General features: G+C 61.0%; 13 protein-coding genes and 3 pseudogenes. 11 read left to right on the top strand and 5 right to left on the bottom strand.

Features of this window, described 5'->3' with window-relative positions:
* The first annotated feature begins 255 nt into the window (after nucleotides 1-255).
* On the top strand, nucleotides 256-4,209 hold the full coding sequence (gene putA, locus NMB39_RS26475; RefSeq protein WP_124355990.1) for a trifunctional transcriptional regulator/proline dehydrogenase/L-glutamate gamma-semialdehyde dehydrogenase: 3,954 nt from the start codon (nucleotides 256-258) through the stop codon (nucleotides 4,207-4,209).
* A gap of 211 nt (nucleotides 4,210-4,420) precedes the next feature.
* The gene (locus NMB39_RS26480) at nucleotides 4,421-6,223 is read left to right on the top strand and encodes an acyl-CoA dehydrogenase (protein ID WP_306956903.1); all 1,803 of its coding nucleotides are present in this window, start codon (nucleotides 4,421-4,423) and stop codon (nucleotides 6,221-6,223) included.
* Here the strand turns inward: NMB39_RS26480 and NMB39_RS26485 are convergent.
* Both NMB39_RS26485 and NMB39_RS26490 read right to left on the bottom strand, forming a co-directional pair.
* Nucleotides 6,220-6,513 (bottom strand): cell division protein ZapA, encoded by a 294-nt coding sequence (locus tag NMB39_RS26485; RefSeq protein ID WP_003187971.1) that lies wholly within the window; start codon nucleotides 6,511-6,513, stop codon nucleotides 6,220-6,222. The two genes, NMB39_RS26480 and NMB39_RS26485, sit on opposite strands and share 4 nt — an antisense overlap.
* The gene (locus NMB39_RS26490; protein ID WP_003187970.1) at nucleotides 6,510-6,740 is read right to left on the bottom strand and encodes a hypothetical protein; all 231 of its coding nucleotides are present in this window, start codon (nucleotides 6,738-6,740) and stop codon (nucleotides 6,510-6,512) included. The genes NMB39_RS26485 and NMB39_RS26490 overlap by 4 nt, the downstream gene beginning before the upstream one ends.
* Nucleotides 6,741-7,083: 343 nt before the next feature.
* Here NMB39_RS26490 and NMB39_RS26495 point away from each other — a divergent pair.
* From NMB39_RS26495 to selO, 5 genes and pseudogenes are all read left to right on the top strand, one after another.
* A pseudogene (locus tag NMB39_RS26495) lies at nucleotides 7,084-7,740 on the top strand (MCP four helix bundle domain-containing protein); the annotation flags it as partial.
* Between the two features lie 303 nt (nucleotides 7,741-8,043).
* A pseudogene (locus tag NMB39_RS26500) lies at nucleotides 8,044-8,643 on the top strand (methyl-accepting chemotaxis protein); the annotation flags it as partial.
* 230 nt (nucleotides 8,644-8,873) lie between these two features.
* Complete coding sequence (locus tag NMB39_RS26505; RefSeq protein ID WP_057023476.1) at nucleotides 8,874-10,616, top strand: potassium/proton antiporter; 1,743 nt, start codon at nucleotides 8,874-8,876, stop codon at nucleotides 10,614-10,616.
* 49 nt (nucleotides 10,617-10,665) lie between these two features.
* Nucleotides 10,666-14,049 (top strand): mechanosensitive channel MscK, encoded by a 3,384-nt coding sequence (mscK, locus tag NMB39_RS26510; RefSeq protein WP_057023477.1) that lies wholly within the window; start codon nucleotides 10,666-10,668, stop codon nucleotides 14,047-14,049.
* A gap of 48 nt (nucleotides 14,050-14,097) precedes the next feature.
* Nucleotides 14,098-15,561 (top strand): protein adenylyltransferase SelO, encoded by a 1,464-nt coding sequence (selO, locus tag NMB39_RS26515; RefSeq protein ID WP_494339863.1) that lies wholly within the window; start codon nucleotides 14,098-14,100, stop codon nucleotides 15,559-15,561.
* 50 nt (nucleotides 15,562-15,611) lie between these two features.
* On the opposite strand, the pseudogene NMB39_RS26520 reads toward selO, so the two are convergent.
* Nucleotides 15,612-15,827: pseudogene (locus NMB39_RS26520) on the bottom strand (hypothetical protein); the annotation flags it as partial.
* A gap of 82 nt (nucleotides 15,828-15,909) precedes the next feature.
* Here NMB39_RS26520 and trxC point away from each other — a divergent pair.
* Complete coding sequence (trxC, locus tag NMB39_RS26525) at nucleotides 15,910-16,344, top strand: thioredoxin TrxC (RefSeq protein ID WP_124399081.1); 435 nt, start codon at nucleotides 15,910-15,912, stop codon at nucleotides 16,342-16,344.
* Between the two features lie 130 nt (nucleotides 16,345-16,474).
* Here trxC and NMB39_RS26530 read toward each other — a convergent pair whose 3' ends face one another.
* Both NMB39_RS26530 and NMB39_RS26535 read right to left on the bottom strand, forming a co-directional pair.
* Nucleotides 16,475-16,699 (bottom strand): DUF6124 family protein, encoded by a 225-nt coding sequence (locus NMB39_RS26530; RefSeq protein WP_043047208.1) that lies wholly within the window; start codon nucleotides 16,697-16,699, stop codon nucleotides 16,475-16,477.
* Between the two features lie 472 nt (nucleotides 16,700-17,171).
* Nucleotides 17,172-17,942 (bottom strand): ParA family protein, encoded by a 771-nt coding sequence (locus NMB39_RS26535; protein WP_057023481.1) that lies wholly within the window; start codon nucleotides 17,940-17,942, stop codon nucleotides 17,172-17,174.
* A gap of 337 nt (nucleotides 17,943-18,279) precedes the next feature.
* Here NMB39_RS26535 and NMB39_RS26540 point away from each other — a divergent pair, with 337 nt between their 5' ends.
* Genes NMB39_RS26540 through NMB39_RS26550 form a run of 3 tightly spaced genes read left to right on the top strand, consistent with a single transcriptional unit; the run spans nucleotide 18,280 to nucleotide 20,037 of the window.
* The gene (locus NMB39_RS26540) at nucleotides 18,280-19,002 is read left to right on the top strand and encodes a beta-ketoacyl synthase chain length factor (protein ID WP_306956898.1); all 723 of its coding nucleotides are present in this window, start codon (nucleotides 18,280-18,282) and stop codon (nucleotides 19,000-19,002) included.
* Nucleotides 18,978-19,790, top strand: coding sequence for a lysophospholipid acyltransferase family protein (locus NMB39_RS26545; RefSeq protein WP_057023483.1), 813 nt, complete (start codon nucleotides 18,978-18,980; stop codon nucleotides 19,788-19,790). Before NMB39_RS26540 ends, NMB39_RS26545 begins: the two co-directional genes overlap by 25 nt.
* Nucleotides 19,768-20,037 carry a phosphopantetheine-binding protein gene (locus NMB39_RS26550; RefSeq protein ID WP_043047212.1) on the top strand — a complete coding sequence of 90 codons (270 nt, stop codon included), beginning with the start codon at nucleotides 19,768-19,770 and terminating at the stop codon, nucleotides 20,035-20,037. Before NMB39_RS26545 ends, NMB39_RS26550 begins: the two co-directional genes overlap by 23 nt.
* The last annotated feature ends 9 nt before the right edge of the window (nucleotides 20,038-20,046 follow it).

The raw sequence follows: 20,046 nt of genomic DNA on the forward strand, positions 1-20,046 counted from the left end.
CTTTCGAATAAGTTGCACCCAAGTGTGTTTCTGGATAAACGCCTTGTTTTTGCTCCTTTTCGGAGCAAAAACAGCGGATCTCAGAAGCAAATGCACCAATGCAAAGCGGATTCGGCCGTGGGCCATATTTTTTCCGATCAACCGTCGAAAATTTCCTGAACAAAAAGGTTGCACCCGGTTGCACCTGCGCATGGGCAAAGCTAATCTTGCGGCCAGCAGATGCCACTCGGTAGTGGCACCCATGAGGATAAAAAGATGGCAACGACCACCCTTGGGGTCAAACTCGACGACCCGACCCGCGAACGCCTCAAGGCGGCCGCGACCTCCATTGATCGCACGCCTCACTGGCTGATCAAGCAGGCGATTTTCAATTACCTGGAGAAACTCGAGGGTGGTGCAACCCTGTCCGAGCTCAATGGCTCGGGTAGCAAAGACGCCGAAGACGCTGGCGAAATCCAGGCCGACCACGCCCATCAATGCTTCCTGGAGTTCGCCGAAAGCATCCTGCCGCAATCGGTCCTGCGCGCCTCGATCACCGCCGCTTACCGCCGCCCAGAGCCGGAAGTGGTACCGATGCTGATCGAGCAGGCGCGCCTGCCGGTCGAAATGGCCGAAGCCACCAACAAACTGGCCGCCTCGATTGCCGAAAAACTGCGCAATCAGAAGAGCGCCGGTGGCCGTGCCGGTATCGTCCAAGGCCTGCTGCAAGAATTCTCCCTATCGTCCCAGGAAGGCGTGGCACTGATGTGCCTGGCCGAAGCGTTGCTGCGCATCCCGGACAAAGGCACCCGTGACGCGCTGATCCGCGACAAGATCAGCACCGGTAACTGGCAGCCGCACCTGGGTAACAGCCCGTCGCTGTTCGTCAACGCCGCCACCTGGGGCCTGCTGCTGACCGGCAAACTGGTCGCTACCCATAATGAGGCGGGCTTGACCTCGTCCCTGAGCCGCATCATCGGCAAGAGCGGCGAGCCGATGATCCGCAAGGGCGTCGACATGGCCATGCGCCTGATGGGCGAGCAGTTCGTCACCGGCGAAACCATCGCCGAAGCCCTGGCCAATGCGAGCAAGTTCGAAGCCAAAGGCTTCCGTTATTCCTACGACATGCTTGGTGAAGCCGCACTCACCGAACACGATGCCCAGAAGTACCTGGCCTCGTACGAACAAGCCATTCACTCCATCGGCAAAGCCTCCCATGGCCGCGGGATCTATGAAGGCCCGGGCATCTCCATCAAGCTTTCCGCCCTGCACCCGCGCTACAGCCGCGCACAGTACGAGCGTGTGATGGACGAGCTGTACCCGCGCCTGCTGTCGCTGACCCTGCTGGCCAAGCAATACGACATCGGCCTGAACATCGACGCCGAAGAAGCCGACCGCCTGGAGCTGTCCCTCGACCTGCTCGAGCGCCTGTGCTTCGAGCCGCAACTGACCGGCTGGAACGGCATCGGCTTTGTGATCCAGGCTTACCAGAAGCGTTGCCCGTATGTGATCGACTACGTCATCGACCTGGCCCGCCGCAGCCGCCACCGCCTGATGATCCGCCTGGTAAAAGGCGCGTACTGGGATAGCGAAATCAAGCGTGCCCAGGTCGAGGGCCTGGAAGGCTACCCGGTGTACACCCGCAAGGTGTACACCGATGTTTCCTACATTGCCTGTGCACGCAAACTGCTGTCGGTGCCGGAAGCCATCTACCCGCAGTTCGCCACGCACAACGCCCACACCCTGTCGGCTATCTACCATATCGCCGGCCAGAACTATTACCCCGGCCAGTACGAGTTCCAATGCCTGCACGGCATGGGTGAACCGTTGTACGAGCAGGTGGTAGGCAAGGTCTCCGAAGGCAAGCTGAACCGTCCGTGCCGCGTATACGCGCCAGTCGGCACCCACGAAACGCTGCTGGCCTACCTGGTACGCCGCCTGCTGGAAAACGGCGCCAACACCTCGTTCGTCAACCGTATCGCCGACCAATCCATCTCGATTCAGGAGCTGGTGGCCGATCCAGTGGCCAGCATCGAGCAGATGGCCACGCTGGAAGGCGGCTTCGGCTTGCCGCACCCGCGTATCCCGCTGCCGCGTGACCTGTATGGCAGCGACCGCGCCAACTCGGCCGGTATCGACCTGGCCAACGAACACCGCCTGGCGTCGCTGTCCTGCGCCCTGCTGGCTACCGCGCACAACAGCTGGAAAGCCGCGCCGATGCTCGGTTGCGCTTCCAGCCAGGAAGCGGCACAGCCAGTGCTGAACCCCTCCGACCTGCGTGATGTAGTCGGCCACGTCCAGGAAGCCACCGTCGAAGACGTCGACAACGCGATCCAGTGCGCGATCAGCGCCGCGCCGATCTGGCAGGCCACCCCGCCCACCGAACGCGCCGCGATCCTGGAGCGTGCCGCCGACCTGATGGAAGGCGAGATCCAGCCGCTGATGGGCCTGCTGGCCCGCGAAGCCGGCAAGACCTTCGCCAACGCCATCGCCGAAGTGCGTGAAGCTGTGGACTTCCTGCGTTACTACGCGGTGCAGGCCCGCAACGATTTCACCAATGATGCCCATCGCCCACTGGGCCCGGTGGTATGCATCAGCCCGTGGAACTTCCCGCTCGCGATCTTCAGCGGCCAGGTTGCTGCGGCATTGGCTGCCGGTAACCCGGTCTTGGCAAAGCCTGCCGAACAAACCCCGCTGGTCGCCGCCCAAGCCGTGCGCATCCTGCTCGAAGCCGGTATTCCGGAAGGCGTGCTGCAACTGCTGCCGGGCCAGGGCGAAAGCGTCGGTGCCCGCCTGGTGGGTGATGATCGCGTCAAAGGCGTGATGTTCACCGGTTCCACCGAGGTGGCGCGCCTTCTGCAACGCAATGTCGCCGGGCGCCTGGACGCCCAGGGTCGCCCGATCCCACTGATCGCCGAAACCGGTGGCCAGAACGCAATGATCGTTGACTCGTCGGCACTCACTGAACAGGTGGTGATCGACGTGGTGTCCTCGGCCTTCGACAGCGCCGGCCAACGCTGCTCGGCCCTGCGCGTGCTGTGCCTGCAGGAAGATTCGGCAGACCGCGTGATCGAAATGCTCAAGGGCGCCATGGCTGAATGCCGACTGGGCAACCCTGAGCGTCTGTCGGTGGATATCGGCCCGGTGATCGACGCCGAAGCCAAGGCTGGCATCGAGAAACACATCCAGGCCATGCGCGACAAAGGCCGCACCGTGTACCAGGTGGCGATTGCCGACGGCGAAGAGATCAAGCGCGGCACCTTCGTGACGCCGACCCTGATCGAATTGGAAAGCTTCGACGAGCTGCAACGGGAAATCTTCGGCCCGGTGCTGCACGTGGTGCGCTACAAGCGCAAAGAGATCGACCAACTGATCGGCCAGATCAACGCGTCGGGCTACGGCCTGACCCTGGGCGTGCATACCCGCATCGACGAGACCATCGCCAAGGTGATCGACAACGTCAATGCCGGCAACGTCTACGTCAACCGCAACATTGTGGGTGCCGTGGTCGGCGTGCAACCGTTCGGTGGCGAAGGCCTGTCGGGCACTGGCCCGAAAGCCGGTGGCCCGCTGTACCTGTACCGACTGCTGTCGACTCGTCCTACCGATGCGATCGAGCAGTCCTTCGTACGCGGCGACAAGTTGGCTGCACCCGATGTGCGCCTGCGTGATGCCATGAGCCAAGCGCTGAGCTCTCTGAAGTCCTGGGCCGACAGCCACAAGTTCAGTGAACTGAGCGTGCTGTGCACCCAGTTCGCCGCGCAGTCCCAGAGCGGTATCACCCGCCAACTGGCCGGCCCGACCGGCGAGCGCAACAGCTATGCCATCCTGCCTCGCGAGCACGTGCTGTGCCTGGCTGAGGTGGAAGGTGATCTGCTGACCCAACTGGCGGCGGTACTGGCGGTAGGCGGTTCGGCGGTATGGCCGGAAACCGAGCTGACCAAGGCGTTGTTCCCACGCCTGCCGAAGGATATTCAGGCGAAGATCAAGCGTGTGGCCGACTGGACCAAGGACGACGTGGTATTCGATGCCGTACTGCACCACGGTGATTCCGACCAATTGCGCGCGGTGTGCCAGCAAGTGGCGCAGCGTGGTGGGGCGATTGTTGGGGTGCACGGTATGTCTCAGGGTGAGACGGCCATTGCCCTGGAGCGTTTGGTGATCGAGCGGGCATTGAGCGTCAACACTGCTGCGGCAGGCGGTAATGCCAGCCTGATGACTATCGGTTAAAACCTGTGGGAGGGGGCTTGCTCCCGATAGCGGAGTGTCAGTCAGCACATTGGACACTGACACACTGCTATCGGGAGCAAGCCCCCTCCCACATTGACTGCACTTCAATTACCTGCCTGCGTTTTGCCCTTCCATCACCCAGATCAATCTTGCTATCCAGCCTATATTCACGCGCTTAGACTCAGGCCAAGTCCTCCAAAGGTAAGCCGCCATGTCCGAGTCGCTGCTCAGTTCCCGCAATCTGGCTTTCGAGCTGTATGAAGTCCTCGATGCCGAGGGCCTGACACAGCGCGAGCGGTTTGCCGAACACAATCGCGAAACCTTCGATGCAGCCATTAGCACCGCGCGCAACATCGCCGAAAAGTACTTCGCCCCCCACAACCGCAAGAACGATGAAAACGAACCGCGCTATGAAGACGGCCAGGCCATCCTGATTCCGGAGGTCAAACCCGCCGTAGATGCCTTCCTGGAAGCCGGTTTCCTCAACGCCGCACGCAGTTTCGAAGCCGGTGGCATGCAACTGCCGACACTGTTGTCCCAGGCGTGCTTCGCCCACTTCCAATCGGCCAACGCCGCATCGACCTCCTACCCGTTCCTGACCATGGGCGCCGCCAACCTGATCGAAAGCTTCGGCACCGAAGAGCAGAAACAACGCTTCCTGCAACCGATGATCGAAGGACGTTTCTTCGGAACCATGGCCCTGACCGAGCCCCATGCCGGTTCATCCCTGTCGGATATTCGTACCCGCGCGGAACCTGCGGCTGACGGCAGTTATCGACTCAAGGGCAACAAGATCTTCATCTCCGGCGGCGACCACTCGCTGTCCGAAAACATCGTGCATATGGTGCTGGCCAAGCTGCCCGATGCCCCTGCCGGCGTGAAAGGTATTTCGCTGTTTATCGTGCCTAAGTTCCTGGTCAACGATGACGGAAGCCTGGGCGCTCGCAACGATGTGCTGCTAGCCGGGCTGTTTCACAAGATGGGCTGGCGCGGCACCACGTCCACCGCGCTGAACTTCGGGGATAACGGCAACTGTGTCGGCTATCTGGTGGGCAAGCCCCACCAGGGTTTGAGCTGCATGTTCCAAATGATGAATGAGGCGCGCATCGGCGTGGGCATGGGCGCGGTGATGCTTGGTTACGCCGGCTACCTCTACTCGCTGGACTATGCCCGGGAGCGCCCGCAAGGCCGACTGCCAGACAGCAAAGACCCAAGCACCGCACCGGTGTCGATCATCCAGCATGCCGACATCAAGCGCATGCTGCTGACCCAGAAAGCCTATGTGGAAGGCGCCTTCGACCTCGGCCTGTACGCGGCGCGGCTGTTCGACGACACCACCACCCTGCCCGCCGACGTCGAGCGCAAACAAGCCCACGAACTGCTCGACCTGCTCACGCCTATCGTCAAATCCTGGCCGTCGGAGTTCTGCCTCAAGGCCAACGAACTGGCGATCCAGATCCTCGGCGGCCATGGCTACACCCGCGAATACCCGGTGGAGCAGTACTACCGCGACAACCGCTTGAACCCGATCCACGAAGGCACCCACGGTATCCAGTCCCTCGACTTGCTCGGGCGCAAATTGGCACAGAACGGTGGAGCCGGTTTGAAACAGTTGATTCGCTTGATCGCCGAGACCGGTGCACGGGCGCAGCGGTACCCGTCACTTACGGCACTACGGGAGCCATTGGAGCAACTGGTTAATCGACTACAAAGCGTCACCATTGGCCTGCTGACCGATCTCGCCCAGGGCAAGGTCAACACCAGCCTGGCGAACTCGGCACTGTACTTGAAGGTGTTCGGGCATACGGTGATCGGCTGGCGCTGGCTGGAACAGGCGATCCGCGCCGAAGAAGGGCTGGCCAAGGGCAACGCGGCCGATGTGGCCTTCTATAAGGGCAAGCTCCAGGCCGCCCGATACTTTCTGACGTGGGAAGTACCAGGCTGCCATCATGAACTGGCGATTCTGGAGGCACGCGACGATACGTGCCTGGGGATGCAAGACGACTGGTTCTAGGGCTGCCCGATCACCTTGGAAATCACATCAACCGTGGCGCTGACTTGCTCTTGGTAACGGTCGAGTTCCTGCTGGTGCGCCTGCTGCATTTCGATCTGTTCGGCGCACAGGTTCAGCGCGGCCAATACCAATAATTTGTCACCGATCAGGGTCGGGTACTTTTTTTTGGTCACCGCCAGGGAGGCCTTGAGCATGGTCACGGCATGCATCAGGGTTTGATCTTCGCCGGCCGGCGCCTTGATCGAATAATCCTCTCCGAGAATCGAAACGACCTTTATCCCCTCACTCATGCGCTGACAGGGCCTGCGCTCACACGCTCAACCAGTGCCTGGATGCGAGCGGCGGTGGCGCCGTGCTTTTCTTCCTGCTCCATCAGGTTCAGTTGCAGGCTGTCGTTTTCATCCTTGGCACGGGCCAGTTCGGCCTTGAGGGATTCGTTGCTGCCCAGCAGCTCTTGATTCTGTTGTACGAGGTCGCTGACCAGTTGTTCCAATTGGCTGAGGGATGCTTCTAACATTTTGATTTCTCGGGTATTTAAAAGGGCGGTGACGATAAAGAAAATTCACCTCGGATGCCAGGGTTATCCCCGGCGTACAGCCCGATTATTCAGGGGCCGGGCTGCACTTTCGAGCCTTAGTGACTGCATTTACCCGATCTGGTTCCTGAATCCGTCCAACCCCTCGTCAGGTGCGACAAAAGCGCGCAGCCCTTTAAGACTTTAGTCGCATGGCCGATAGCAGATGCACACCTCGTCTCACGGCCGCATGGATCGCGCTTTCCCCCAGGATTCCAGCATGTCACTTCGTAATATGAATATCGCTCCGAGGGCCTTCCTCGGCTTTGCGTTTATTGGCGCCCTGATGTTGTTGCTCGGTGTGTTCGCGCTCAACCAGATGAGCAAGATTCGCGCAGCCGCCGAAGACATCACCTTATCCAGCGTGCCCAGCATTCGCGCCCTCGACGAGTTCACCCAACTGACCCTGCGCCTGCGCGTGCTGTCCTACCGCTTGTTGACCAATCGCGAGCCCGAAGTACAGCAAAAGACCCTGGAAGCCTTCGATGTGCGCAACCAGCAGATTCGTACCGCCCAGGGCGTCTACGAAAAGCTGATCGAAAGCAGCGAAGAGCGCTCCACCTACAATGAGTACGTGGGTTTGCTGGGCCAGTACCACCAGATTGAAGAGCGCATGAAGAGCCTGTCGCGCGCCAACCAGACTGACGAGTTGCGCACCCTGCTCAACACCGAGCTGCTGAACAACTCCGAGCAAGTCAACGCGGTGCTCAACCGCTTGCTGGAGATCAACAATACGATGGCCAATGACACCAACCAGCAAGCCAAGGACCAATACGACCTGGCTTTTAACCTGGTGGTGGGCCTGCTGGTGGTTGCCACGGCGCTGACCCTGTTGTTCGCCTGGCTGCTGACCCGCAGCATCACGGTGCCTATCGCCCAAGCCCTGGAAGCCGCGGAAGAAGTCGCCGAAGGCAACCTCACGCGCCCGATCACCGTAGACGGCAATGACGAGGCCGGCCGCCTGCTCGCGGCCATGGCAAAGATGCAAAACAAGCTGCGCGACACCCTGCAGCGCATCGCCGGCTCCGCCACGCAGCTGGCCTCCGCTGCCGAGGAGCTGAACGCCGTCACCGACGAAAGCGCCCGCGGCCTGACCCAACAAAACAATGAAATCGAACAAGCCGCCACCGCCGTCAACGAGATGACCAGCGCCGTGGAAGAAGTCGCACGCAATGCGGTGAGCACGTCCGAGGCCTCGCGCAACGCCACCACCTCAGCCGGTGATGGCCGCGATCTGGTGCAGGAAACCGTCACCGCCATCGAACGCATGAGCGCCGACGTGCAAGCCACCGCCTCGCTGATTGGCGACCTGGCCAATGAATCGCGGGATATCGGCAAGGTACTGGACGTGATTCGCGGCCTGGCCGACCAGACCAACCTGCTGGCCCTGAACGCGGCAATTGAAGCCGCACGGGCGGGGGAAGCCGGGCGCGGTTTCGCCGTAGTGGCCGATGAAGTGCGGGCCCTGGCCCACCGCACCCAGCAGTCCACCAGCGAGATCGAGCGCATGATCGGCAGCATCCAGACGGGTACCGAGCATGCGGTGGATTCGATGCGCAACAGCACCGAGCGGGCCGAATCGACGCTGAACATCGCCAAAGGTGCGGGCATGTCGCTGGATACCATCAACACCGCGATTGTCGAGATCAACGAGCGCAACCTGGTTATCGCCAGCGCGGCGGAAGAACAGGCCCAAGTGGCGCGGGAAGTGGACCGCAACCTGGTGAACATTCGCGATCTGTCGGTGCAATCCGCTACGGGCGCCAGCCAGACCAGCGCGGCGAGCAGTGAATTGTCGCGCCTGGCAGTGGACCTGAACGGGATGGTAGGTCGCTTCCGTCTCTAAGTGACTGCACTTGAAAATGTGGGAGGGGGCTTGCCCCCGATTGCGGTATATCAGTCGACTTATCTGTGGCTGACCCACCGCTATCGGGGGCAAGCCCTCTCCCACATTTGCTTCTGCAAAAATTCAGAAAAAGCTTTTTGACAGCGCAGCATTTCAACAGGTTAGAATCCCTGGCACGCAGACTGCATGGTCAGTTTGCGCCCCGTCTTCCCTGCTCTGGAGTACTGCCTTTGAATGCGACGACCATCAACAGCCTGTTCTTGATCGGCGCGTTGCTGGTGAGTGCGAGCATTCTGGTGAGCTCCCTTTCGTCCCGCCTGGGCATCCCGATCCTGGTGATCATCCTGGCCGTAGGCATGACCGCCGGCGTCGATGGCGGCGGCATCATTTTCGATAACTACCCGACCGCCTACCTGGTAGGCAACCTCGCCCTGGCCGTGATCCTGCTCGACGGCGGGTTGCGCACACGGGTGGCGAGCTTCCGTGTGGCGCTGTGGCCGGCCTTGTCCCTGGCTACGGTGGGGGTGTTGATTACCACCGGCCTCACGGGCATGGCCGCGGCCTGGCTGTTCGACCTCAATATCATCCAGGGCTTGCTGATTGGCGCCATCGTCGGCTCCACGGACGCTGCAGCGGTGTTCTCGCTGCTGGGCGGCAAAGGGCTCAACGAACGAGTCAGCGCCAGCCTGGAGATCGAATCCGGCAGCAACGACCCGATGGCGGTGTTCCTCACCGTCACCCTGATCGACATGCTCGCCAGCGGCCAGACCGGCCTGCACTGGAGCCTGCTGACGCACCTTATCCGCGAATTCGGCATCGGTGGCCTGGTGGGCCTGGGCGGCGGATGGCTGATGTTGCAATTGGTCAACCGCATCAACCTGGCCAACGGCCTGTACCCGATTTTGGTGATCGCCGGCGGCCTGTTCGTCTTCGCCCTGACCAACGCCCTGCACGGCAGCGGCTTCCTGGCCGTGTACCTGTGCGGCCTGGTAATCGGCAACCGCCCGGTGCGCAGCCGCCATGGCATTTTGCATATGCTCGATGGCATGGCCTGGCTGGCGCAGATCGGCATGTTCCTGGTGCTGGGCCTTTTGGTCACGCCCCATGACCTGCTGCCCATCGCCTTGCCGGCCCTGGGCCTGGCGCTGTGGATGATTCTGTTCGCACGGCCGCTGTCGGTGATGGTCGGGCTGTTGCCGTTCAAGGCGTTCCACGGGCGCGAAAAAGCCTTCATCGCCTGGGTCGGCCTGCGCGGCGCGGTGCCGATCATCCTCGCGGTGTTCCCGCTGATGGCCGGCCTGCCCCACGCGCAGCTGTACTTCAACCTGGCGTTCTTTATCGTGCTGGTGTCGCTGCTGGTGCAGGGCACAAGCCTGCCGTGGGTGGCCAAGCTGCTCAAGGTCACCGTACCGCCGGACCCAGCCCCGATTTCCCGGGCCGCCCTGGAAGTGCACGTCACCAGCGAGTGGGAGCTGTTCGTCTACCGCCTGGGCGCGGAAAAATGGTGCATCGGCGCGGCCCTGCGCGAGCTGAAAATGCCCGAAGGCACGCGCATCGCTGCGCTGTTCCGGGGCCAGCAACTGCTCCATCCGTCGGGTAGTACGGTGCTGGAAGTCGGCGATCTGCTCTGTGTGATCGGCCATGAACACAACCTGCCTGCCCTGGGCAAACTGTTCAGCCAGGCACCGCAACGCGGCCTCGACCTGCGCTTCTTCGGCGACTTCGTTCTCGAGGGCGACGCCCAGCTGGGCGCGGTTTCGGCCCTGTACGGGCTCAAGCTGGAGGGTATCGACCCGGACATGCCATTGAGCCGCTTCATTACCCAGAAGGTCGGCGGCGCACCGGTAGTGGGCGACCAGGTGGAATGGAACAACACCATCTGGACCGTCGCGGTCATGGACGGGAACAAGATTGGCAAAGTCGGCGTCAGATTCCCCGAAGGAAGTCGCCCGGGCCCCGGACTCTTCCTCTAAACTGCGGGGCAATAACGCCCCGATTCTTCACCTTGCAAGACCGGTCTCTATGCCAACCCTGCGCACTTTTCTCGCCACTGCCCTGCTGGGCTTGACCCTTTGTGTCGGCAGCGTATACGCCGCCGACCCGCCCAGCGCCGACGCCATCCAGCAAAACCTGGATAAACTGCCCGATCGCAAGCTGCCCGACGCCGACATGAAGGCGTTGCAGGCGATCCTGCAGCAGACCCTGACCTACCTGGGCAACAAGCAGGATTACGAACAGCGCCTGGCCGACCTCAAGCGCCAGCTGGAAGAGGCTCCGCGCCAGACCACCGAGAACCAGCGCGAGCTGACCCGGCTCAAGGCTACCAAGGTCATCCCGGTGGCCCAACGCTATGCCACCCTCCCGGTGCCGCAGCTCGAGCAATTGCTGGTACAACGCACCACCCAGCAAGGCGACCTGCAAAAGGAGCTGGCCGAGGCCAACAGCCTGACCATTGCCGCCCAGACCCGCCCCGAGCGCGCCCAGACCGAAATCAGCAGCAGCCAGACGCGCATCCAGCAGATCAACGCCACGCTCAAACTCGGCAAAGACAATGGCAAGGCTCTCAGCGGCGACCAGCGCAACCAGTTGAACGCTGAACTGGCGGCCCTGAATGCACTGATCCCCCTACGCCGCCAGGAATTGGCCGGCAACAGCCAACTGCAAGACCTGGGCAACAGCCAGCATGACCTGATCCAGGAAAAAACCGCGCGCCTGGAGCAGGAAATCCAGGACCTGCAAACCCTGATCAACCAGAAACGCCTGGCCCAATCCCAACAGACCGTCACCCAACAGTCCATCGAAGCGCAGAAAGCCGGTGGCAGCAGCCTGTTGGCCACGGAAAGCGCGGCGAACCTCAAGCTCTCCGATTACCTGCTCAAAAGCACCGACCGCCTCAACGATCTGACCCAGAAAAACCTGCAGACCAAGCAGCAACTGGACACCGTGACCCAGAGCGATTCGGCCCTGGACGAGCAGATCAACGTGCTCAAGGGCAGCCTGCTGCTGTCCAAGATTCTGTATAAGCAGAAACAGGCCCTGCCACGCCTTACCGTGGACCGCGACCTGGCTGACGATATCGCCAACATTCGCCTCTACCAGTTCGAGGTCAATCAGCAGCGCGAGCTGATCAGTTCTCCTAGTGCCTATGTGGATAAGTTGCTGGCCGACCAGCCGCCGGACGACATCACCCCGCAACTGCGCCGCACTTTGCTGGAACTGGCGATCACCCGCAGCGACCTGCTGGAACGCCTGAGCCGCGAGCTGAGTGCATTGCTCAACGAATCCATCACCCTGCAACTGAACCAGAAACAACTGCTCAGTACAGCTACCACGTTGCGCGCGACCCTCGACGAGCAGATGTTCTGGATCCCCAGCAACAAGCCGCTGGACACCGAGTGGCTGGAAACCGTACCGGCGCACCTGAGCAAACAGATCACTACTCTGCCCTGGGCCTCCAGTGTCAGTGAGTTATATGACGGCCTGACCCAGCGCCCGCTGCTGTTCCTGCCGCTGCTGTTGCTGATTGGCGCGTTGCTGTGGCGCCGCAAGGCCCTGTACCAGCGCCTGAACAAGGTTCACCTGGATATCGGCCACTTCAAGCGCGACAGCCAGTGGCACACGCCCCAGGCCATCCTGATCAATATCCTGCTGGCGATGCCGGTGTCGCTGGGCCTGGCCCTGTGCGGCTACGCCTTGCAGATCGACGCCCGTGGGCAAAACGCCAACCTGGGCGCGGCACTGCTGCAGATCGCCCAGGCCTGGCTGGTCTTCTACACCGCCTATCGCATCCTGGCGCCGGGCGGCGTGGCGGAACTGCACTTCCGCTGGGAAAAGCCTCAGGTTGAATTCCTGCAAGGCTGGGTGCGCAAGCTCGGCCTGGTGGTGCTGGCCCTGGTGGCCGTGGTGGCGATTGCCGAACACCAACCGGCGGCGCTGGCCGACGACGTGCTGGGCATCGCCGTGGTGCTCACCTGCTACGCGCTGATGGCATGGTTGCTGAGCCGCCTGCTGCTCAACAGCCCGACCCACGAAAAGGCCTCGCTGTTTCGCAAGGCCATCGGGCTGCTGTTCACCGCCCTGCCGGTCGCGCTGTTTATTGCCGTGTGCTTTGGTTACTACTACACCGCACTGAAACTCAGCGACCGGCTGATCAACACCCTGTACCTGCTGATGTTCTGGCTGGTGATCGAGGCCACCTTTGTACGCTGGTTAAGCGTCGCCGCCCGGCGTTTGGCCTACGCCCGGGCCCTGGCCAAACGCCAGGCCGCCAAGGACGCCGGTGAAGGCGAAGCCGTGGTGGAAGAGCCGACACTGGACATCGAAAAGGTCAATGAACAATCCTTGCGCCTGATCCGCCTGGCCTTGCTCGGCGGCTTTATCGCGGCGTTGTACTGGGTGTGGTCGGACCTGATCTCGGTATTTTCCTACCTGGATAACGTCACCCTGTACGAATACACCAGCGGCACGGGCGCGAATATCAGCATGGTGCCCATCAGCATCGGCGACCTGCTGGGCGCCTCGATCATCATCGGCATCACCTTCGCGCTGGCGCGCAACCTGCCCGGCCTGCTGGAAGTACTGGTGCTGTCCAAGCTCGACCTGGCCCAGGGCAGCGCCTACGCCACCACCACCTTGCTGTCCTACATCATTGCCGGGGTGGGCTTTGTGACCACGCTCTCCACCCTCGGTGTGAGCTGGGACAAGCTGCAATGGCTGGTGGCCGCGCTGTCGGTGGGCCTCGGTTTCGGTATGCAGGAGATCTTCGCCAACTTCATCTCCGGCATCATGATCCTGTTCGAACGCCCGGTGCGCATTGGCGACACCATCACCATCGGCAACCTGTCGGGGACGGTGAGCAAGATCCGCATTCGTGCCACCACCATCACCGACTTCGACAACAAGGACATCATCGTCCCGAACAAAACCTTCATTACCGGGCAACTGATCAACTGGTCGCTGACCGACACCATCACTCGGGTGACCCTCAAACTCGGGGTGGACTACGGCTCGGACCTGGACCTGGTGAAGGAATTGTTACTGAAGGCCGCACGGGAAAACCCACGGGTGTTGAAAGAGCCCGAACCCCATGTGTACTTCCTCAACTTCGGCGAAAGCACCCTGGACCACGAGTTGCGTATGCACGTACGCGACCTGGGCGACCGCAACCCGGTGCTGGACGAGGTCAACCGCTTTATCAACCGCGAATTCAAGAAACAGCACATCAACATCTCGTTCCGGCAGATGGAGATCTACCTGAAAAACCTTCACGGCCAAGAATACAAACTGGTGCCGGCCGAGGATGAGCGCAAGACCATCGTCGAGCCCGTCGACAAGCCCGACGCACCGGAGCCTCCCGCAGGCAAAGTGGTGGATGCGCCGGAGCCGCCACCGAGCAAACTCGACTAAACGCCCTATCCCCAGCAGAATACTCGGACATTCTGCTGGAGATGGCCGGTGAAAGCCCTCGACGAACTGACCTTCGACAACCGCTTCGCACGCCTGGGCGACGCGTTCTCAACCCACGTATTGCCAGAGCCGCTGGACGAACCGCGCCTGGTGGTGGCAAGCAAGGCCGCCATGGCCCTGCTGGACCTCGACCCGGCCGTGGCCGAAACACCGGTATTTGCCGAACTGTTTGGCGGCCACAAGCTGTGGGCCGAGGCAGAACCGCGGGCGATGGTCTATTCCGGGCATCAATTCGGCGGCTACACCCCGCAATTGGGCGATGGCCGCGGTCTGCTGCTGGGCGAGGTGTACAACCAGGCCGGCGAACATTGGGATTTGCACCTCAAGGGCGCTGGCATGACGCCTTACTCGCGCATGGGCGACGGGCGTGCCGTGTTGCGCTCTTCAATTCGTGAATTCCTCGCCTCCGAAGCCCTGCATGCGCTGGGCATCCCCAGCAGCCGCGCGCTGTGTGTGATCGGCTCGAGCACCCCGGTATGGCGTGAAAAACAGGAACGTGGCGCCATGGTTCTGCGCCTGGCCCAGAGTCATATCCGCTTCGGGCATTTTGAGTACTTCTACTACACCAAGAAGCCCGAACAGCAGGCCGAGCTGGCCGAGCACGTGCTGAACCTGCATTACCCCGAGTGCCGCGAGCAGCCTGAGCCGTACCTGGCGATGTTCCGCGAAATCGTCGAGCGCAATGCCGAGATGATCGCCAAATGGCAGGCTTATGGCTTTTGCCATGGCGTGATGAACACCGACAACATGTCGATCCTCGGCATCACCTTCGACTTCGGGCCGTTTGCGTTCCTTGACGACTTTGATGCGCACTTCATCTGCAACCATTCGGATCATGAAGGGCGTTATTCCTTCAGCAACCAGGTGCCGATCGGACAGTGGAACCTCAGCGCGCTGGCCCAGGCGCTTACGCCGTTTATCAGTGTTGACGCCTTGAAAGAAGCGCTTGGCCTGTACTTGCCGTTCTACCAGGCCCACTACCTGGACCTGATGCGCCGCCGGCTGGGGCTGACCACTGCCGAAGACGATGACCAGAAACTGGTGGAGGGCTTGCTCAAGCTGATGCAGAACAGCGGCGTGGACTACACGCTGTTCTTCCGGCGGCTGGGCGATGAGTCCGCGGAGCTTGCAGTGAAGCGGTTGCGCGATGACTTTGTCGACCTGGCCGGGTTCGATGCCTGGGCCGAGCGATACAAAGCCCGTATTGCGCGGGATGGGGACTACGCCCAGCAGCAACGCCGTGAGCGCATGCATGCGGTGAACCCGCTGTACATCCTGCGCAACTACCTGGCACAAAACGCCATCGCCGCCGCCGAGGCGGGGGACTACAGCGAAGTGCGACGGCTGCATGAGGTGCTTTCCAAACCGTTTGAGGAACAAGCGGGGATGGAACAATACGCGCAGCGGCCGCCGGATTGGGGCAAGCATTTGGAGATTAGTTGTTCATCGTAAGCCCCAAAGACAATGGAATTATTCTGCGGTGAATAGGCTCATCAGATCTGAGGCATACGCTGATGCTCCAGATCATAGGCCTCCACCCAGTCAGAAATGATGTCCAGTAGCCCACCCATTGGATGGTCTTCATCTTCTCCTATGATATCGAGCAGCTCATCAATCGCCTCGACCAGGGCGTCATAATCATCCTCGGTTTGGGGTTTGCGCAGCAGCGTTGCAACGTAAGGCCAATGTTCAATGGCCAGTTTCAAAGCGTCGTTCATGCTTTGTCCTTTTTATCGAGTGTTGATAAACCGCGTCGCCGACACCAGATTGAAGCCAATAGCCGCCCCCAAGGAGCCCCCGATGTCCGAAACTCTTGTAATCCCCTGCCCACATTGCAACGGTCTCAACCGCATCCCCGGCGAACGCCTGGGTGATGCGCCCAAATGCGGGCGCTGCAAACAGCCGGTGTTGTTGAACAAGCCCTTTGAATTGAAACAAGGCGACTACGCCAGCCAGATCAAGGGCGATTTGCCGTTGCTGGTGGATGTGTGGGCGGCTTGGTGCGGGCCGTGCAAGTCGTTTGCGCCGGTATTTGAGCAGGCCGCCGGGCAGCTTGAAGGCAAGTGCCGGTTGGCGAAGCTGGACAGCGAGGCCAATCAGCAGCTGTCGGCGCAGTTGGAGATTCGTTCGATTCCCAGTTTGATTCTGTTCAAGAACGGTCGAGAAGTGGCGCGCCAGAGTGGGGCGTTTCCGTTGCCGCAGTTGATGAGCTGGTTGCGTAGTCAGGGGGTGTAACCCCCCTTCAGAACACCGCAGGACAGTGTGGGAGGGGGCTTGCTCCCGATAGCAGTGGGCCAGTCAACTTATCAGGTGACTGATACACCGCCATCGGGAGCAAGCCCCCTCCCACATTTTTGACCGTGTTTCAGCTTTGGGGTAGTGGGGCTTCGCGGTCCATCATCTGGGCGACCAGCATGACGCCCAGTTCGCTTAATTGGTGAATGGCCAGGGCTACGTCGCGGTGCTCGCCGGTGAGGTCGTTGGACAAGTTGAGTAATAGCGTGCGCACGGAGGAGAAGGTTTCGTAGCTGTTGAGAACTAGAGCTTCGGTGGGCAGGTTGGGCGACACATTGAAAAGACTGATAGACATGCATTTGTTCCCTGATAGGGCCACTACCGTTTCGCTACTAAACGAAGGGTGGCAGCTGTACGCAGGTTAGTAGACCGGGGAACAAAGCAAAGACCGGCGCACCCGAAGGTGCCCTGCATACAGCCACCATCAGATAGGCGATAAACGCCATGCTTTTGGAGCGGTACAAATGCTTTGGTCGGTTGGGCTACTAAACCCGATCACTGAACATTCAGCGACCGGCAAACCTTAGAGACGCCTATCCAGACGCACAAGCCGGCCGATTCTGGCGTAGCTGTAGGCAAGGTTACAAGGCACAAGCCCTATTGCCAGACCGGTCCTACAGCCTCTGTGGGACGATTCATTGGAATACCATCCAAATGTGGGAGGGGGCTTGCCCCCGATAGCGGTGTATCAGCCAAATATGTACTGACTGACGTACCGCAATCGGGAGCAAGCCCCCTCCCACATTGGATCTGTGTGGCACTTGAGATCAGGCGTTTTCCAGCAGGTTGTGCAACTCCACAAACTGCTGGGTCAGCTTGTGCCGAGGGTCCAGGTGGATCAGCGGCTTGCTCTCCTGGTGCGACTCGCGCATGCGCACCGAGCTGGCCAGGTACACCGGCAGCACCGGCAGCCCTTCGGCAATCAGTTCATCCAGGATCTGCTGCGGCAGGCTGGCCCGGGCCTGAAACTGGTTAACCACGATACCTTCCACTTCCAGGCCTTCGTTATGGTCTTCCTTCAGTTCCTCGATTTCCGCCAGCAGGCCATACAGGGCCTGGCGTGAAAAGCTGTCGCAATCGAAGGGGATCAGCACACGATCAGCCGCAATCAGCGCAGAAACCGCATAGAAGTTCAACGCGGGTGGCGTATCGAGGTAAATCCGGTCGTAATCCTCGCTCAACTCATCCAGCAGCTTTCGCAGCTTGTTGATCTTGTGCTTGGCTTCGAGCTTGGGCTGCAGGTCTGCCAGCTCGGCAGTGGCGGTGATCACGTGCAGGTTGTCGAACGGCGTTTCGTAGATATCCACCTTGTTCTTCTTGGAAAACGGCCCGGAAGACAGGGTTTGCTTGAAAAAGTCGGCGATTCCCATGGGAATATCGTCGCCGGTCAAGCCGGTGAGGTATTGGGTCGAGTTGGCTTGTGCATCGAGGTCCACCAACAGGGTCCGGTAACCTTCGCTGGCGCTGACGGCCGCCAGGTTGCAGGCGATGCTGGACTTGCCAACCCCGCCTTTCTGATTGAACACCACGCGCCGCATGGAAAAACCTCCGTGTATCAATGAATGCCCGAGTGTAGAGCGCAAAAGCGCCCGTTAGCTACCTCGTTCATCCATGCACTGCTGCATTACCGGTAAGCCTTAGTACATCACGCACAAATGAATAGGAGCGGTCCGACAATCCAAGTCGCCCCCGGGTAAGAGACAATCTGTCATTCCTGCCCACTCATTTGTAATCAGACTTGAACAATTCTTTACCAAAGTTTGCTAGAACCCCACGGCACCGGGATAATGCGCGCCATTCGGCCATCGCTGCCTGTCCCGGTATTCGGGGCTACCGGCCGCACATGGAAGCCCGCAGGGGCGGGATAACTTCTCAGTGATCAACTTCAACATCGCCCAATGGCGCGCCTGGGCTCCTGGCCTGGAGACCGCGGACGACTGGCACGCCTGGTGCCGGGCCCCGGTGTTGCTGCCTGTCAGTGAAGCCTCGCCGGATGTGTCATTTTTGCCAGCGATGCAACGCCGCCGCCTCAGCCGCCTGGCGCGCATGGCTTTCAGCGTGGGCTGGCCATTGGCCGAGGGTTTGCAGGATTTGCCCCTGGTGTTTATCTCCCGGCACGGCGAAACCCCGCGCACCCTCGATATCCTCAGCGACCTGGCCAACGACCAGCCGCTGTCGCCAACCCAGTTCAGCCTGTCGGTGCACAACGCAGTGATTGGCCTGTGGTCGATCCTGCGCAATGAAACCAGTGAAATGACCGCCCTCGCCGCCGCAGGCGATGGCCTGGAGCACGGCCTGCTCGAAGCCGCCGCACTGCTCAATGAAGGGGCCCCGGAGGTGCTGCTGGTGATCACCGAAGAACAGCCGCCCGAAGCCTACGCCGGTTGGATCGATGACGTGCCGTTCCCCTACGCCCTCGGCCTGTTGCTGACCCCGGGCGACGAGTGGCAGTTGGAACTTACCAGCGCCACTGTCCAACCCACCACCACCGCCCAGTGGCCCCATGCCCTGAACCTGCTGCGCACCCTGTTGACCGAACAGGGCGCCTGCCAACATGCCTGGAAGAACCGCGTATGGAACTGGCAACGCAAGCCCTGACCGACAAGCCTCGGGACGCCTACTACTGGCGCCTGTTCGCCACCGCCGCGAGCTTTTTCCTGTTCGGCGTGGGCGGGTTGTGCCTGCGTTTGCTGGTGTTTCCGCTGCTTAATTGCCTGCCGGGCGACGCCACGCAGCACCAGAAGCGCGCACGCCACACCATCAGTTGCCTGTTCTGGTTCTTTATCCGCTTGATGAAATCCCTGGGCATCCTCACTTTCAGCGTCGAGGGCGCCGAAAAGCTCGGGCGCCCCGGGCAGATGATCGTCGCCAACCACCCGTCGCTGATCGACGTGGTGTTCCTGATCGGCCTGATGCGCCAGACCAACTGCGTGGTCAAGCAGAGCCTGTTCCAGAACCCGTTCACCCGCGGGCCGGTGCGCGATGCCGGCTATATCAGCAACGACGGCAGCGCCGACATGCTCGATGCGGCTGCCGACGCCCTGCGCGCCGGCCAGACCCTGATCATCTTTCCCGAAGGCACCCGCACCACGCCCGGCGCGGCGCCTGCCTTTCATCGCGGTGGCGCAGCCATTGCCCTGCGCGGTGCGACAATCATCACCCCGGTGGTGATCAAGGTCAGCCCCACGACCCTGACCAAGGCCGAACCCTGGTATCGCATTCCCAAACGTCGATTCCACTTCAGTTTGCGCGTGGGAGCCGATATAGAGCCACAAGCGTTTGCCGCGCTCGGCCCCGCGCCCCAGGCTTCACGCAAGCTCAACGATTACCTGCATCACTATTTCATTAAGGAGCTCGCCGAAGATGAGCGACCAACACCGCCTTGAGCACGAGATAAAAGAGCTGATCATCGAGGCCCTGGGCCTGGAAGACATCAGCGCCGACGATATTGGCAGCGATCAGACCCTGTTCGGCGAAGGCCTGGGCCTGGACTCGGTCGACGCCCTGGAATTGGGCCTGGCGATCCAGAAAACCTACGGTATCAAGATCGATGCTGACGCCAAGGACACCCGCAATCATTTCACCAACGTGGCCAGCCTTGCGGCGTTCGTCACGGCCCGACAGGCAGCTTGAGACCGTACC

Source organism: Pseudomonas sp. FBCC-B545 (genome assembly GCF_059134095.1).